Raw genomic sequence first — 16,586 nt, forward strand, 5'->3', positions numbered from 1 at the left:
TAGTATTATTATACCCGAAAAATATATTATAAATCTAAATTATTTGAACATTTTATTAAAATTTTCCTCAAATATGAAAAAGGCATGGTGAATTAAATGGAACATCTATTAAACCAACAAGTACAACGTATTGAAATATCGGGAATCAGAAAGTTTTTTAACCTAGTTTCTAATGAAGAGGACGTAGTTTCATTAACCATTGGTCAACCTGACTTTTATACTCCTAATTCAATTAAACAAGCTTCTGTAAATGCGATTAAAAATAATCAAACAACTTATACTGCAAATGCTGGTGTTATTCAATTACGTAAAGCTATTGCTAACTATTATGAATCTAGTTATCAGATTTCATATCATCCAGAATCTGAAATCATCGTAACTTCAGGAGCTTCAGAGGCCATTGATATTACTCTTCGAACGATTTTAGAGCCTGGTGATGAAGTAATCTTACCAGCACCAATTTATCCTGGTTATGAACCATTAATTACGCTTGCACGTGCAACACCTATACATATTGACACAACAAACACCAATTTTAAAGTAACAAAACACCAACTAGAAGAAATAATAACGGACAATACAAAATGTATTATTATTCCTTCTCCTTCCAACCCAACTGGTGCGGCCTATACAAAGAAGGAGCTAGATGAAATTGTCTCCGTATTAAAAGATAAAGAGATTTTTATACTTTCCGATGAGATTTATAGTGAAATTATTTTTGAACAATCCCATAGATCTATAGCTTCATACCCTGAAATGAGAAATCAAACAATTGTTATTAACGGCTTGTCAAAGTCACATTCCATGACCGGTTATCGTATTGGATACGCATTAGCACCAAGTTGGTTGTCTAAACATATGTTAAAAGTTCATCAATATAATGTTTCTTGTGCTTCATCGATAAGTCAATACGCTGCTTTAGAAGCTTTCAATTCTAACGATAATCATCTACAGCTTATAAAAGATACGTATAAGAATAGGAGAGATTTAGTGTATGATCGACTAACTTCAATGGGTGTTGATGTTCAACTACCTGAAGGTGCATTTTACATGTTTCCTCGTTTCCCAATGAAAGATCAAAACTCATTTGAATTCGGATTGAGCCTAGTTAAACATGCAAAAGTAGCGCTTGTACCTGGAAGTAGTTTTTCACAATATGGAGAAGGCTTCATGCGATTATCTTATGCATACCATGAAGATGTATTAAATAAAGGACTAGATCGATTAGAAAAGTATCTAAACCAGTAAATGTTGAGAAATTTATAAATAATTCATCTCGAAAAATAATATAAATTATGCTACGATTAACATAACCTATATCATCGGAGGATGGTCCACTGTGACTAACAAAAAGGATAAAAATGAATGGGTCAGTGGCATAAAAGCAATTGTATTAGCAATTATTATTGCCCTTTTTTTGCGAACGTTTATATTTGCAACTTCTATTGTTGAGGGTGAAAGCATGTCTCCTACACTTGAGAACGGTGAAAGAGTTATATTTAATAAAATTGTCTATATGCTTGATGAACCTGACCGAGGAGATGTTGTAATCATTCAACAACCTCCAAAGAATTATGTAAAACGTATTATTGGATTACCGGGGGAAGAAATAGAAATAAGGGATCATCAATTATACATTGATGGTGATGCGTACACTCAATCCTTCCTATCCAAAGAAGCATTATATGCTACAAGCAATTTTGGACCAATCATCATTCCTGAAGAAAATTATTTTGTTATGGGTGATAATAGAATCATCAGTAAAGACAGTAGAAATGGACTTGGATATATACCAAAAGAAGACATCATAGGTAGATCAGAATTAATTATTTATCCTTTTAATGAACTTGGCAGAACAAATTAAAAAGACAGATTCGTTTAAATTTCGAATCTGTCTTTTTATTATTCGTTATCCATTAAGCAGTACCCGATATTTAGTACAATAATTCCAAAACACACAACACCAAATAATAGTTCCATTAAAAAGGCACCCCTTTCCTTGCTATGTACAATCGTATAAATGTAGTATATCCCGTTACTTCCATATTACCAATAAACCATTTGAAAATAAACATTTTTCTCACCTTTTTATAAAAGGTTTTTTTCATACCCAGTACAAACGTCTATACACATTTACCATATCTGCATACAGTATTAATGTAACATCGGGAGGTGAAAAAGCATGGGCTATGGATACGGAGGATATGGCTGTGGCGGTGGTGGCTACGGTAATGGTTTTGCATTAATTGTAGTGCTTTTTATCTTGTTGGTAATTGTAGGCGCTGCATTTTACTGCTAAGTTTATTAAATGAAACAATGGCTTGTGCTGAACAAAATGCACAAGCCATTTTGTTTTGAATGTATGAAACCTAAAGCAATTAATTTGGATAAGTGGAGTATATTTATGAAGCGGTTCTTACACCAATTCACAACCTCTGACTTTGAAATTGATTCACCTAACCAATTATAATTCTTTCTTTCGGGTAATGGTATTTCGCTTTCTTCTTTTTCCGCTTAAAAATAAGTAAAAATGTAACAATTCCAATCCGTCCTATAAACATTAGTAACATTATGAGTAACTTACTTATATTTGACAATTCACTTGTAATACCTAATGATAGTCCGACTGTTCCAAAAGCGGAAGTAACCTCAAATATAATTTCTTCTAATGAGAATGGCTCTAAAGCAGTTAAAATTAATGTTGAAAAAATAACCAATGCAATAGCAAATAATGTAATTGAAACTGCTTTTATTAAATCTTCGTTATATATTTCTCGATTAAAAATCCGTACATTATTCCCTCCTCTAATATATGTAAAGACAAAGATAATAGCTAAAGCAAATGTTGTAGTACGTATTCCACCTCCGGCACTACTTGGCGAAGCACCAATAAACATTAACCCAGACATAAATAATTGATTGGTTTCAGTGAGTAAACTAACATCCATTGTTGCCAAACCACCACTTCTAGTTGTCACGGATTGGAAAAACGCATAAAATAAACTTTCATGCCATGCCATTCCTTTAAAGAAAGCATTCATATCTAAGAGGTAAATTCCAAGAGAACCGACAACAATTAACAGAAAGAAAGTAGTTGTAGTAACTTTTGTAAATAAGCTAAAGTGAAATAAATTTTTTTCCGTTCTTTTACGAAATAGGTATTCTTTTAATTCAATTAATACCGGAAAACCAATTGCTCCAAATATAATCAGTAAGATATTAATAAACTGTACAAAATAATCATCCTTAAACAGTATCAATGATTGTCCAGTTATATCAAAACCACCATTAGAAATCGCACTAATTGTCCCGAAAAAACCTTGTATATATGCTTCTTTAGCAGTAGGGAAATATTGCAAAAAGTAGGTTCCTAAGATTAAAAATCCTATCAATTCAATGATTAACAATACATAAATAATTCCTTTGATTAACCTTACCATACCATCAAAGTGCGTTTGATTTTGATCAGTCATTATCATGCTACGTTCTTTGAAACCGATTCTTTTTCCTAATACTAGCCATATTAATGTTCCAATCGCCATTATACCAACCGCACCAAGTTGCATGATGATTGCTAAAAAGATAATACCGGTTGTACTAAAGCTATCCACTATTGTTATTGTACTTAATCCCGTTACACTAATTGCACTGACAGCTGTAAACATGATATCAATAAATGGTATATCTACATCCGGTTTGTGAGCTATTGGTAAAGATAGAAGTATCGTAGAAAAAACGACTGCGATACCATAAAACAGTAATAGTAATTGTACTGGTGATAATTGATTCAGTACATTACGTTTGTATTTATTCCTTAACATATATTTTCTCCTATATAAGCATAATGATTAGAAACTTTTTTTAAATTTACGGATAAGGTCGTTGCCCTCGTAGCCTTCTTTGACTAAAGTTGTTAATAATTCCTCCACTATACTCTTTCTTTTATCAATAATCTTTCCTAACAATAATACATTAATTCGATCACCAATATTATTAATTGAATCTATCTTGGTAATAAAAGTCGCAGGTTCATTAGTATCCTTTGTAATAGTGGCTTGTATCATTATCTCTTGATTTTGTTTCTTCAGGAAATAATCTTCATAGGTTTTATCAATATAAGCTTCTACTAGCCATTGATCATGTTCGTCTTCTCTATTAATAATTAATCCATCTAATAAATTTATTTCATACGGATCCATTTGTTTATCGTGTTCAAGTATTTCAAGCTTGCGTAGTTTGAACGTCTTCACTTTATCACCATCCTGACTAACATTTTAATCTCTTATTATCGAGTGTACCAAAAAAATTACTCTATGGTAAAAATAATTCATATTATCCAATTTTTATTATTTACAGAAAAGTAACACAAAATGATATATAATAGGAATTATATACTAATTGTCTGAGGAGAAAAGTCTTATGAATTACATATCGCGTTCATTTTTTATATGCTTAATTTTCTTATTTGGATTAGCTGCATGTTCCAATAATAATGATACTATTATTAAAAAAGTAGAATCTGCTGAAGATGTAAAGGATCCCGTACTTATTGAGGAAGTAAATGAAAAGGATGAAGAAGTCGATCAATTTATTGAGTTCTTTTTAGAAGACGAACAACTAACTATTAATCTAAATAGAGTTCCTATACTCGATTATTATTTACAAGGGGCAGAAAACAGAGAAGAAGCAATTAAACATATGAATATGAAACGTCTTCCGATTGAGGACCAACAAGTATATTTGCTTGAATTTTCTTGTATTGATGAAAGATGTTCTTATCTTATTTTTAATCATGATGAGAGTAATGCTGCAATATTATTAGCTGATGTTGCTAAATATTCAAATTACTATGTGTCCCCTAATAACCAATATATTATTTTTCAATTTGTAAGAGAGACGCAGGATATTCCGCTATCACATTTAGTTTCTATTGGTTTAACAGAGTGGAGTGTTGTTTCTTTGATTATGCCAGAAAACGATGATACGATAATAGAATATACACGACCAATTATAGGAATAGATTGGATAAGTGATCAAGAAATCAGTGTACAGTCTCCAAAATTGGACAAATTAACACTCCAATCATATCGTTCCTGGAATGAATCTGAAGAAAAAAACTACGAGAATCACACCATGGTAATATCAAAAAACGAATAAAAGTGACTTGGAGGTATTACGATATGAATAAAATAATTGAAACGCTTAAAAATCATCGATCGATTCGAAAATTCACAAATGAACCACTAACTGAACTTCAAATAAAAGAAATTATTGAATCTGCTCAATGTGCGTCCACATCCAGTAATGTAATGGCTTATACAATTATTGGAGTTACTGATAGCACATTGAAACAAAATTTGTATGAAATTTCTGGACATAAGCATGTAAAAACAAATGCACATTTATTACTATTTTGTGCAGATCTTCATCGGATACATCAACTAGAAGAAAATATAGATGAAAATCCTGACTACCTAAATAATTTGGAAAGTACGGAACAATTCATGGTTTCTGTTATTGATGCTACCCTAGCCTCACAAAATGCAACAATAGCAGCTGAATCAATGGGATTGGGAATATGCTACTTAGGTAGTTTGCGTAATAATATACGTAAATTTAATGATTTATTACAGTTACCTCAACATGTTATCCCATTATTCGGATTAGCAATTGGACATCCTGATCATCAACCAGATATCAAACCGCGCCTGCCAATGGAAGCTATATATCATGAAAACACGTACAAACCATTTGAGGATCAGAAAAGTTACATCCAAAAATATGATGACACACTAACGAATTATTATGCAAGTCGTTCTTCAAATAATAAAATCGATACATGGTCCAAGCAAATGAAAAGGAAATTTGCAATCCCAACTCGTATGGATGTTAGCTCTTTTGTGCAAGAAAAACATATGAATAGAAAATAAAGTAAAACTAACATTCAATAATTTTTTCGTTCTCCCCCGCCTATGCCTTTTGCTAAAGACTCATGATCTTGAAGTGCGAGTATTACTGTCCGTTAATGCAAGATAACCAAAAACCGGAGTTGTTTTAAGAAAACTAAAACAGCCCCGGTCTTTTTTATGTCTCAAATTCAATTTTTTCCATATATTCAAACTCTATATTCTCTCCATCAACTCTGCATTTCACCTTAATTTGAATGTACTCATTATCTCCAGGGAAATCCAAATCTGTCTTAGGTTGATAATAAATACTTCCATTACTCATCTGTCTTTGAACTGTTTCTCCCTCGAATGAATGTTTACCATCATACGATACAGATATTAAAGGGTTTTTATGTTCCACAATCACTGTAGGATCTCCTATATACTGTATCGAGTTTTGTACTTGAACTCCATCATCTGTCTCCTGAGTACGTATATGTAATAAAAAGTTGTCTTCAAAGGAAACTGTAGACGTTTTCCCTAATACAACTTTTTCTTTATCAACGATTAAAAAAACCACTATTCCTATAATTAATATAAGACAAATACCCCATCGAATCCATTTCTGCATTTTACCTACTCTCCCTATAATATTAGACGACTTACCTAAGAGAAAAGTTTCACTTATTTTTCTGTCATTAAATGGAAACGTATTAAAAGAATAAAAAAGGAAGTGTGTTTACAAAATAAATATGTATATCAGCAAGAAAGGATGAGGTAATGTGACTATTGGAACACAAGTAAAACAAACAATCGCTGGATTAAAAAGCGCACAAGCAAGTTTTGAACAATTTGCCTTACAAACCGAAAACAAACAAGCACAACAAATTTATCAGCAAGCGGCACAACAAACACAAGCTATTTTAGATAGTGTGGAGCCACGTATGCAACAAATTGAACAAGAAGAACCACAATATCGTCAATAATTTATAGAGATTGGGACATAACAAAGAAGAGATTAACTCAAAAGGAGACCATTTATAGTCTAAAGTGTGAAGTGGCAAGGTGTCACGTATATAAGAACCTCTCCCCTAGGAGAGGATTATTCCCTATACATAGCACATTCCATTGTTCATCATTTTTCTTTGTTTGAATTCTTTTGATTAATTTCTCTTTGTCCTTATCTCGTACATACACAAAAGTGAGGTATCTTAAAATGAGGAAAACGATTCTATGGATAGCTATTATATGTTTATTTATATTATCAGCATGTAATCAGGATACAGGTCAGAATTCACAGAATTCCAGTAATAATCCATCTATCGAGCAAATAAATACTAATTCCAACATCATTACGCAGCAACCTTCTAACAAGGCCAAAAAACTACTTTCTCAATATGAAGAAGTTACAGAGGTACATGCTGTTAATACGAAACATACCTTACTTGTCACGGTTAATATTGAACATCATGAACGTTTTATGCTTGCCAAGAAGCGTAAACAATACCAAAAGATGTTGGAACAAGAATTTAAAGGTGAACATGTTGAAATCTCGACAGACAAGAAAATCCTGATTGAAACTCGAGATATTGAAAAGAAAATCAAAGAAAATACAATAACTAATCATCAGATCAATCAAGAAATAGATAGAATTATTCACCTAGCTAGAGAACAAACTTAAAGAAAGAGTGAATTAAATGACAAATAATAAAAAAAAGAATCTACCTCCTGAACAGCAAAAGTATCAGGATTTCCAACAAAAAAGAGAGGAAAAACGTCCGATATTAAAAAATTGTATCAAAGCATTTCTTATTGGTGGCTTGATTTGTCTTATAGGTCAATGTATTTCGACTTTCTATTTATATCAATTTAATTTTACTGAACAAACAGTTGGTAATCCTACTACAGCAACTTTAATCTTTATAACCATGCTTTTAACAGGGTTTGGAGTTTACGATCGAATTGGGCAATTTGCTGGAGCTGGGTCTGCGGTTCCTGTTACTGGATTTGGTAATGCAGTAATTTCAGCTGCTATTGAACATCGCACAGAGGGATTTATTTTAGGTGTCGGTGGCAATATGTTAAAGCTAGCAGGACCAGTAATTGTATATGGTGTATTCTCAGCATTTGTCGTTGCATTAATTAAAACTATTCTTATTCAATGGGGTGGATTGTAATGTTAACCGGACACCGTACGTGGCAGTTCATCAATAAACCATCAATTATAACCACTGGGACAGTTGGAGGACCTTTTGAGGCTAACGGGAATATTCCGGAAGCCTTTGACACCTTACACGAAGATATGTGGATCAATCAAGATTCCTTCGAAAAAGCACAACAGAAAATGTTGGAAGAAGCATGTCAAATAGCGATTAAGAAATCCTCTATTGAGAAAGAAAATGTCGGATTTTTTATCGGTGGTGATTTAATTAATCAAATTACTCCCACTAGCTTTGCTGCTAAAACAGTAGGTATTCCATATTTGGGAGTATTTAGTGCTTGTGCAACATCTATGGAAAGCTTAGCTCTTGCAGCAACAATTATTAATTCAGGTGGTGCAAATTATATTTTAACTGGTGCTTCAAGCCATAATGCTGCAGCGGAGAAACAATTTCGTTACCCAACAGAATATGGCGGACAAAAGCCTCCTACTGCTCAGTGGACAGTAACAGGCGCTGGTTGTGCGTTAGTAGCAAAACAAGGAAATGGGCCGTATGTTACATCTGCGACGATTGGAAAAATTGTAGATATGGGGATGACCGACCCATTTAATATGGGTGGAGCAATGGCTGCAGCAGCCGCTGATACAATTGAGGCACATCTACAAGATAAAAATATTGATCCTTCTTATTATGATTTAATTATTACTGGAGATCTTGGTCATATTGGTAGAGAAGTTTCGTTAGATTATATGCATGAAAGAAATATTAATATTAATCCCGATCAATATGTAGATTGTGGCTTAACCATTTATCGCGAGGGTCAGCCAGTCTTAGCTGGTGCAAGTGGTCCCGCTTGTTCAGCTATCGTGACTTACGGACACTTTCTAAAGCAAATGGCAGAAGGTAAACTAAAACGTATTTTAATGGTAGCCACTGGTTCGCTTCATTCTCCATTATCGGTGAACCAAAAGGATCCTATTCCTTGTATTGCTCATGCAGTATCTATTGAATCAGGGAGGGATAACGAATGATTTTTTTCTGGGCTTTTGTTGTCGGCGGCCTCATCTGCGTGATTGGCCAAATAATGTTCGATGTATTTAAACTTTCTCCTGCACATACACTAACTACTTTAGTCGTTAGCGGTGCAGTACTCGATGGACTCGGATTGTATGAGCCATTAATTGATTTTGCGGGAGCTGGAGCGACTGTTCCAATTACTAGCTTTGGTAATTCCCTTGTGCATGGAGCAATGCAAGAGGCTGAGAAACATGGATTGATTGGAGTAGTAACAGGAATGTTTGAAGTTACGAGTGCTGGTATATCTGCAGCAATTATTTTTGGAGTAATTGGAGCATTAATATTTAAGCCTAAAGGATAGGAGCTGTCATTTGATGACTGTAGGATCACAAGTAAAAAGCTGTTACGCTTCCATAAAAAGTATTGAAGGAGCTCTAGAGTCTCTTCATGAGACCACTCGAAATACTGAACTGCAAACAGCTATTGAACAAGCGAATATACTTCTAGCTGAAGTAAAAAATGATATGAATAATCAAGTAATAAAATTGACAAAAGAGGAACCACAGTATAAATCTTAGGAGGATGTCATATGCCAGAATGGACAATTGTAATATTTCGGTCCCTCACTTTGATTATTATTCTTTTTCTTTTAGTCAAGTGGCTTGGGACAAAACAAATATCACAATTAAATGTTTTTGAGACCATTACAGGTATTGTGCTAGGAGGAATAGCCGCTGTCCATACAATGGATCCAAGTACGAACTTTTACTATGCACTACTTGCGATGTTTATCTGGTTTATTGTGCCCTTTGGAATAGAAAAGTTCTCGTTAAAAAGTAAACGAGTTCGTGATTTTACAGAGGGAAAGAGTACTGTTTTCATCCAAGATGGGAAGATTATGGAGGATAATTTAAAAAAAGAAGGATACTCTACCGATGAATTGATGGAAAAACTAAGGGATAATAATGTTTTTTTAGCATCCGATGTAGAATTTGCTGTACTTGAGCCTTCTGGTACATTTAATATTCTTCCTAAAAAAGAAAACCGTCCTTTAACAGCTAAAGATTTAGGGATAACCGTAGCACCTGATAAAGAACCGCAAACAGTAATTATGGATGGAAATATTATGCTAGAACCACTAGCAAATGCTGCTTTAAATCCAGAATGGCTTCATACAGAATTAGAAAAGCAAAATATAGCACTAGAAAATGTATTCTTAGGCCAAGTAGACCACCAAGGCCAATTGTATGTTGATCTTTATGACGATCATCTGGCAGTAGCAACTCCAAATCAATCCGCTTTATTATTAGCAACAATCAAAAAATCGCAAGCAGATTTAGAACTTTTTGCCTTAGCAACAGATAACCCTACTTCCAAATCTGTCTATCAAGCTTGTAGTGAAAAAATGAACAAAGTGAAAAATATTTTAGAACCACATTTAAATTAGAATATAAATATCCTAAGATTAATGGGTAAGGGTAAGTTAAAAGTATTCACCCAAAATATAAATCCGAATGGATTGGTTTTATCAACTCCGCTTATCCAAAGGCAACTGGAGAGCCACCGGTTGCTCATACATCGGGGGCTCACCTATGCCTTTATCCCAAAGGTTCTCCGTATATTTCTTACGATTACTCTAATTTCATCTTCTGTTAGTTACATATCATGGTTCTAAGAAATACGTATCGCTACTTTCCCAAATTGTTTGCCTTCTTTTAAATACGCTAAAGCATCTAAGCTCTCTTCTAATTTATATACTTTATCTACAACCGGACGGGTTTCAAATTTAATGAAATGATTCAATGCAGCCTCTAACTCTTCTTGACATCCCATCGTAGTACCTATTAGTTGGTATTGTCCATAGAAGAATGAACGTAAATCAAATTCAATTACATCTTCCGTAGTTGCCCCGAATGTAACAAATCTTCCACCTTTTTTTAGTACAGCTAAAGAACGATGAAAAGTGGCCTTTCCTACACTGTCAATAACTATATCTATGGTTTCATCCTTTAAAGCTCTTTCCCAATCATCCGAAGTATCAAGTACAACGTCCGCTCCTAAATGTTTTGCTTTTTCTTGTTTTTCTTTACTACGAGATGTAGTAATTACTCGAGCACCATGATTTTTGGCAAAATGCATTAAAAATGATGCAACTCCACTTCCTGCACCTGGTATAAATACAGTCTCACCAGGTTGTAACTTACCTTTCGTAAAGATTGCTCGATAACCAGTAATTGCTGCTAATGAAAACACTGCTGCTTCTTCCCAAGTCATGTACGCTGGCTTTGGTTCTACTTGGTCTGAAGCAATCACTATTTTCTCAGCTATTGTTCCGTGATCGGGCATCCCTAAAATGTCAAATTCTTTCGGGGGAGCATCACTATTTTGCTTCCATCGTAATGACGGGTTAATCATTACTTCATCTCCAACTTGTACATTCTGAACTTTATCTCCGATAGACTCGATCACTCCGGCTCCATCAGAACCAAGAATTAACGCTTCTTGATTATCGCCTCTACGTTTCGGAATTGCCAAGTCTCTTCGATTTAAGCCTGCTGCCTTTAATTTAATTACAACTTCATGTGAAGCTGGTGTTGGCTCGTCCATATTTTTGATTGTAACCTGATCAAGTTCGTGTACTAATCCTCGCATCAAATCATCCTTTCTACAAAAAGTTATTCATTTTCTCCAATTGCTCCATAGTTGTTATATCTTCGGTAAATAATGGGATTGTAAGTTTATTTTGACTTTGAAAATATTCATTAATTAATTCCATGTACTGTTGTTCGTGTTCTTTTCTTCTTTTATAGAAAGAGCCATCTACATTTTCAGGTAATACTTTATTTATAATTACAGTATCAACAAGGAGATGGTACTGTCCTAACAAATCAATCGCTTTTTTTGTTTCCAGTATAGGAAGTCTTTCCGGATTTAATACGAATAAAAATCCTGTCTGTTGTTGATCGAGTAAGATTTCTCTTGCTTTAGAAAAGCGCAGCTGTCTCTCATGTAAAACATCATATATCGGATCTTCTACAGGCGCTCCGTCATTTAGTAATTGAGAATAGTTATCATTTGTTTTCTTTCGCTTTTTTAATAATCCTTCTATCCAAATCCCCATTAATTCCGGTAGTGTTAACAAACGAATCGTATGTCCAGTTGGAGCAGTATCAAATATTAGTTTATCAAACTGGTTACCTTCTTCCAAAATGATGGAGATTAATTTATCAAATAAAGCAGCCTCGTCTGCACCAGGAGAAGCTTTTGCCGTATCCAACTGTCGGTTAACCTCATCAATCATCCCGACATGAACCACTCCTTGGATATTTTCTTTCACGGATCGGATATAAGTATCTGTCTCTATTTCAGGGTCAATCTCCAGACCATAAAGGGAATCAGCTAATTTCTTTATTTTTCCACCTATTGTGGTTTGAAATATATCCCCTACATTATGTGCAGGGTCAGTGGATATAAGTAATGTTTTATTACCCTCTTTTGCTAACTTCCAAGCGATTGCAGCAGCAGAACTAGACTTACCTACTCCACCCTTCCCTCCTACAAAAATGATGCGTTTGTGTAACACTTCCATTCCAAATTCCCCTTTCTTCTATTAGCAACAACGAATACCACTTAATGGAGATTTATCCATTCCCATTCGCAAATGCCAGTCATGAAAATCTTCAATAATGTAAGGGTACAACTCCAACGTATAGTAGTATACTGGATTCGGAATTCCTAGCATCTCCGAATAAAGTAATAACAAGAAGAAATCATCCTCATTTCGTAATTCTCTAGCTACTTCTTGTCGATGCGGCAAACTAATGACTTCCTCGTAATAATAAATTAGTTTTTTGATTTTTTCCAACATCATTATGAGCGCTCCTTTCTTCTACAGAAAAAATGAAAATACTGCCTCAAACCAGTACAACACGTAATTATTGTTCCAGTTTTTGAGGCAGTATCATCAACGTTACTCTATATCGAATGGATCATCTTGTTTTTTCGTTAATTCATGAAAGGCGGTGAAAGCTATCCAAATTGCAAATACAAAAATGATTGCTCCTAATACAAACAATAACATATTAGATCCAGTTCCAAACCAAGACCACTCAAAGAATACTTGTTGGAACATCGCAAACAAGGTCATGAATATAACAAAAATCATCGGGATGAGTGTAACAAGATAGTTACTTCCTCTACGTTTTAACCAAATCGAAATAAGGAATAAACTTATTGCTGCTAAAAGTTGATTGGCAGTCCCAAATAATGGCCATATGAGATAACCACCAGATCCAAATCCGTTCGGTCCTTCTGGAATCAATACTAGAGCTGTACTGGACAACACTGCAACCGAGGTAGCAACATGTGTTTTTGTTAATGGTTTAATCTTATATTCAATTCCTAATTCTGCGATGATATAACGCATAAGACGTACGGATGTATCTAATGTTGTTGCTGCAAAACTAACAACAATAATCGATACTATTGTTGTAGCTATATCAGTCGGGATCCATAATCCTTGTGCTAGATTAGCCGCACCTTCAATAAAATTACCTAATCCTATCGCGTTGGCGTCTGAAAATGAAGCGTATGCTTGAGAAAATGCATCTGTATTCGCAAATAACGTACCAACCGCAAGTATAGATACAAGAGCGAGTACTCCTTCACCTACAGCTCCAAAGTAGCCTACAAATCTTGCATCCGTTTCTTTATTTAATTGTTTCGATGATGTTCCTGATGATACCAATCCATGGAAACCGGAGATAGCTCCACATGCTATGGTGATAAATAGTAATGGTAATAGACTTTTATCTGGACTCTCATTAATTGGTGGCGCTGTAATACTAGGATTGGTGAAAATTAGACCTAAATAGAGAATACCTAACCCAACTACCAATTGATGCGAATTAATAAAATCTCTTGGTTGTAATAATTTCCATACTGGCAATGTCGAAGCAATATAAACATATACCATTAGAATGACAATCCAAATTAAAAATGCTGTGGATACACTTCCTAATCCAAATAACCCAGCTCCATCTTCTCCTCCCATAAAACGGACAAGATCAATTTGTAAAAAATCAAATCTACTTGCTAAAATTGCTGTTAAATACATAACAGCAAGCGCAACAAGTGAAGGAACTAACATTTTTTTACTTCGTTTATAAGCAGCATATCCAATCCAAATTGCTAGAGGTATTTGAATAAACACTGGCAAAACACTAGATGGATAACTAATAAATAAATTGGAAATCACCCATGCAAATACTGCATTTACCATTAAAACTAATATTAATATTATAAATAAAAATAATAGCTTTCCCCTTCTACCAATTAACTTATCTGCAATCGTACCAACGGAATATCCTTTATTCCGGACAGATAATGCTAATGTTCCAAAATCATGAACACCTGCAGCAAATACCGTACCTAAGACTACCCATAGAAATGCAGGTAACCACCCCCAGTAAATTGCAATCGCAGGACCAAGTATTGGCGCAGCACCTGCTACTGAGGTAAAATGATGTCCCCAAAGAACAAACTTATTTGTCGGAACATAATCAACACCGTCCTTATAGCGATGCGCGGGAGTGACATAGTTTGGGTCTAATCGAAAAATCTTTTCTGCTACAAACTTTGAATAATAACGATAGCCCAATATAAAAATAATAATACCGATTAAAGCAACAACAATAGCATTCAATTGTATACCTCCCCTTAAAACCATTATTTGTATCAACTTATGTGTAAGCGCTTTTATTTAGTACAACCATACTATTTCGAACTAGTTTTTTTATGTACTATCTACTTGCAAATTTCAAAATATCAATTGTCATCACCTCTGTTATTCTATTATTAGAATTATTCTAACATATTCGACAAATTTGTATAACCTATTTTTACATTATTTCAATAAAAAATGCCTTTACACGTTCAGTAATCTTCAATTATTAATGAAATTGAAGTTACGAAACAAGTAAAGACATCGTAATTTTATTGTCGTATCACAATTCTATAAGAAGATAACTCCTACGATTGTTGCTATAATCAATCCGACTATTACTGGAATGAAATTCTTTCGGACCAAATCCATTACAGATACTCCACAAAAACCTGCTATTGCAATTAATGACGACCAAGCAACAATGGTGCCGCCACCTGTCCATATAGCTCCTAGTTGACCAATACTAGCCAGTGTAGCTGCATCCACTCCACTTGTCTGAAGCGAAGCGGCTAAAGCGCCCGTTAAAGGCAATCCTGAAAAACCAGAACCGTCTAACCCAGTAATAATTCCAATGATTAATACACTGAAAGCAACTAAAAATGAGCTTTCTGGTAAATATTGTTGAATGGAAGCAACAATATCAAATAGTAAGGCAGGCCCTTCTTCTACACCTAATATTCTACCTGAAAACTCCGGACTACCAAGAAAGAAGAAACCAGCAATAGGTATAACTGGCCCCATAGCCTTAAAAGCAAATACAAAACCATTTGTAATATGACTTCCTACATAATCTAGTGCGTTTTGTTTTCCAAACGCAATTGTTGAAAGCAATAACAATATTACTGCAACTCCACCAACAAAAGCAGCCCCATCACCACCTACTAATTCTGTATTGGCAATAAATTTACCGTACATCATATACACGACTACAGCTAACAGAGCAATTGGTACAATAATCGCAAATAGTTTACTCCATGTTTGCAACTGTTTCGTTTTAGGCTGGTGTACAGAATGCTCCGACTGTTGCAGTTGTTTTAGCTCCCTTTCGTTTTCCGGATCATTTTTCGAGCGAATATGCTTGCGATAAAGTATATATGCAATTGCAATGGCAACTCCGCCGGCAACTAATGAGAGAATAAGTGAACGATCCGCAACGATACTTGTATCTAAATTTGCAGCAGTTGCCGATAGATTTGGAGCAACTTGAACGATATAATCAGATGATAATGCCATTCCTTGACCGGCAATTGCAATAGCAACTGCGGCTACCATTGCCGGTAACCCCGCTCTAATTGCAGCAGGAACCAATAATGCACAAATTAACGGCACTGCTGGAGTCGGCCAGAAGAATAGTGAAATTACATAGGTTACCCCTATTAATACAAAAAATGATACGTGGCCATTTACCATTACTCTTTGTATTGGCTGTATCATTCGTACATCTGCTCCAAGGTCTTTTAAGGAATGTAATAAGGCAAGCATAAACGTAATAATCAAAAATATACTAAATAATTCTTGTGCGGCAACTAGATTTGCATGAAAGATTGCTGTAAATCCTGAAACGATACTGCCATTAAATACCCATGACAATATAAAAGTTCCTAACAAGGTCGGCAGTACAATCCCTTTCCTGAAAATCATTGTGATGATAATTACGAGTGTAAACACCCCATAAATGAAGTGCGCCAGGGTTAATGTCATCTTACATTCTTCCTCTCCTTGAATGTACTATAACCTATGCAAACAGAAGAATTTTCGCTACTGTAACCTTCTTCACTTAATAACAAAAGTCTG

At 34.6% G+C, this 16,586-nt stretch carries 20 protein-coding genes; 12 read left to right on the forward strand and 8 right to left on the reverse strand.

Features of this window, described 5'->3' with window-relative positions; translation table 11 throughout:
* Positions 1-96: 96 nt before the first annotated feature.
* From ABC346_RS15655 to ABC346_RS15665, 3 genes are all read left to right on the forward strand, one after another.
* On the forward strand, positions 97-1,248 hold the full coding sequence (locus ABC346_RS15655) for an aminotransferase A (RefSeq protein WP_413235731.1): 1,152 nt from the start codon (positions 97-99) through the stop codon (positions 1,246-1,248).
* A gap of 91 nt (positions 1,249-1,339) precedes the next feature.
* Positions 1,340-1,864 carry a signal peptidase I gene (gene lepB / locus ABC346_RS15660; protein ID WP_413235732.1) on the forward strand — a complete coding sequence of 175 codons (525 nt, stop codon included), beginning with the start codon at positions 1,340-1,342 and terminating at the stop codon, positions 1,862-1,864.
* 318 nt (positions 1,865-2,182) lie between these two features.
* The gene (locus ABC346_RS15665; RefSeq protein ID WP_413235733.1) at positions 2,183-2,299 is read left to right on the forward strand and encodes a YjcZ family sporulation protein; all 117 of its coding nucleotides are present in this window, start codon (positions 2,183-2,185) and stop codon (positions 2,297-2,299) included.
* A gap of 157 nt (positions 2,300-2,456) precedes the next feature.
* Here the strand turns inward: ABC346_RS15665 and ABC346_RS15670 are convergent, their stop codons facing one another.
* Positions 2,457-3,821, reverse strand: coding sequence for a TrkH family potassium uptake protein (locus ABC346_RS15670; protein WP_413235734.1), 1,365 nt, complete (start codon positions 3,819-3,821; stop codon positions 2,457-2,459).
* Positions 3,822-3,848: 27 nt separating this feature from the next.
* Positions 3,849-4,250, reverse strand: coding sequence for a YwpF-like family protein (locus ABC346_RS15675; RefSeq protein ID WP_413235735.1), 402 nt, complete (start codon positions 4,248-4,250; stop codon positions 3,849-3,851).
* A 169-nt stretch (positions 4,251-4,419) separates the two neighbouring features.
* Here ABC346_RS15675 and ABC346_RS15680 point away from each other — a divergent pair, with 169 nt between their 5' ends.
* On the forward strand, positions 4,420-5,157 hold the full coding sequence (locus ABC346_RS15680) for a hypothetical protein (protein ID WP_413235736.1): 738 nt from the start codon (positions 4,420-4,422) through the stop codon (positions 5,155-5,157).
* 23 nt (positions 5,158-5,180) lie between these two features.
* Entirely contained in the window at positions 5,181-5,930 is a 750-nt protein-coding gene (nfsA, locus tag ABC346_RS15685; protein WP_413235737.1) for an oxygen-insensitive NADPH nitroreductase, read from the forward strand.
* Between the two features lie 154 nt (positions 5,931-6,084).
* On the opposite strand, the gene ABC346_RS15690 is transcribed toward nfsA, so the two are convergent.
* The gene (locus tag ABC346_RS15690) at positions 6,085-6,519 is read right to left on the reverse strand and encodes a hypothetical protein (protein WP_413235738.1); all 435 of its coding nucleotides are present in this window, start codon (positions 6,517-6,519) and stop codon (positions 6,085-6,087) included.
* Between the two features lie 151 nt (positions 6,520-6,670).
* Here ABC346_RS15690 and ABC346_RS15695 point away from each other — a divergent pair, with 151 nt between their 5' ends.
* The 7 genes from ABC346_RS15695 to ABC346_RS15725 all read left to right on the forward strand — a co-directional run bounded on the left by ABC346_RS15695 (position 6,671) and on the right by ABC346_RS15725 (position 10,514).
* Complete coding sequence (locus ABC346_RS15695) at positions 6,671-6,874, forward strand: DUF1657 domain-containing protein (protein ID WP_413235739.1); 204 nt, start codon at positions 6,671-6,673, stop codon at positions 6,872-6,874.
* A 230-nt stretch (positions 6,875-7,104) separates the two neighbouring features.
* Entirely contained in the window at positions 7,105-7,569 is a 465-nt protein-coding gene (locus tag ABC346_RS15700) for a YhcN/YlaJ family sporulation lipoprotein (protein ID WP_413235740.1), read from the forward strand.
* Between the two features lie 16 nt (positions 7,570-7,585).
* A complete protein-coding gene (gene spoVAC / locus ABC346_RS15705) occupies positions 7,586-8,065 on the forward strand; it encodes a stage V sporulation protein AC (protein ID WP_413235741.1) in 480 nt (159 codons plus the stop codon).
* Complete coding sequence (spoVAD, locus tag ABC346_RS15710) at positions 8,065-9,081, forward strand: stage V sporulation protein AD (protein ID WP_413235742.1); 1,017 nt, start codon at positions 8,065-8,067, stop codon at positions 9,079-9,081. Before spoVAC ends, spoVAD begins: the two co-directional genes overlap by 1 nt.
* Positions 9,078-9,428, forward strand: coding sequence for a stage V sporulation protein AE (gene spoVAE / locus ABC346_RS15715; protein ID WP_413235743.1), 351 nt, complete (start codon positions 9,078-9,080; stop codon positions 9,426-9,428). Before spoVAD ends, spoVAE begins: the two co-directional genes overlap by 4 nt.
* Before the next feature lie 13 nt (positions 9,429-9,441).
* Positions 9,442-9,645 (forward strand): DUF1657 domain-containing protein, encoded by a 204-nt coding sequence (locus tag ABC346_RS15720; protein ID WP_413235744.1) that lies wholly within the window; start codon positions 9,442-9,444, stop codon positions 9,643-9,645.
* A gap of 11 nt (positions 9,646-9,656) precedes the next feature.
* Positions 9,657-10,514 carry a DUF421 domain-containing protein gene (locus ABC346_RS15725; protein WP_413235745.1) on the forward strand — a complete coding sequence of 286 codons (858 nt, stop codon included), beginning with the start codon at positions 9,657-9,659 and terminating at the stop codon, positions 10,512-10,514.
* 224 nt (positions 10,515-10,738) lie between these two features.
* Here ABC346_RS15725 and ABC346_RS15730 read toward each other — a convergent pair whose 3' ends face one another.
* The 5 genes from ABC346_RS15730 to ABC346_RS15750 form a co-directional block, all read right to left on the reverse strand.
* On the reverse strand, positions 10,739-11,719 hold the full coding sequence (locus tag ABC346_RS15730) for a zinc-binding dehydrogenase (protein WP_413235746.1): 981 nt from the start codon (positions 11,717-11,719) through the stop codon (positions 10,739-10,741).
* Positions 11,720-11,732: 13 nt separating this feature from the next.
* Positions 11,733-12,656, reverse strand: a complete 924-nt coding sequence (locus ABC346_RS15735; protein WP_413235747.1) for an ArsA family ATPase — start codon at positions 12,654-12,656, stop codon at positions 11,733-11,735.
* 21 nt (positions 12,657-12,677) lie between these two features.
* The gene (locus tag ABC346_RS15740; RefSeq protein WP_017796495.1) at positions 12,678-12,935 is read right to left on the reverse strand and encodes a cory-CC-star protein; all 258 of its coding nucleotides are present in this window, start codon (positions 12,933-12,935) and stop codon (positions 12,678-12,680) included.
* A gap of 102 nt (positions 12,936-13,037) precedes the next feature.
* A complete protein-coding gene (locus ABC346_RS15745) occupies positions 13,038-14,771 on the reverse strand; it encodes a carbon starvation CstA family protein (RefSeq protein ID WP_413235748.1) in 1,734 nt (577 codons plus the stop codon).
* A gap of 309 nt (positions 14,772-15,080) precedes the next feature.
* The gene (locus ABC346_RS15750) at positions 15,081-16,493 is read right to left on the reverse strand and encodes a hypothetical protein (RefSeq protein ID WP_413235749.1); all 1,413 of its coding nucleotides are present in this window, start codon (positions 16,491-16,493) and stop codon (positions 15,081-15,083) included.
* Positions 16,494-16,586 lie beyond the last annotated feature (93 nt).

The organism is Oceanobacillus phoenicis (assembly GCF_047238145.1).
Lineage (GTDB): Bacteria > Bacillota > Bacilli > Bacillales > Amphibacillaceae > Oceanobacillus.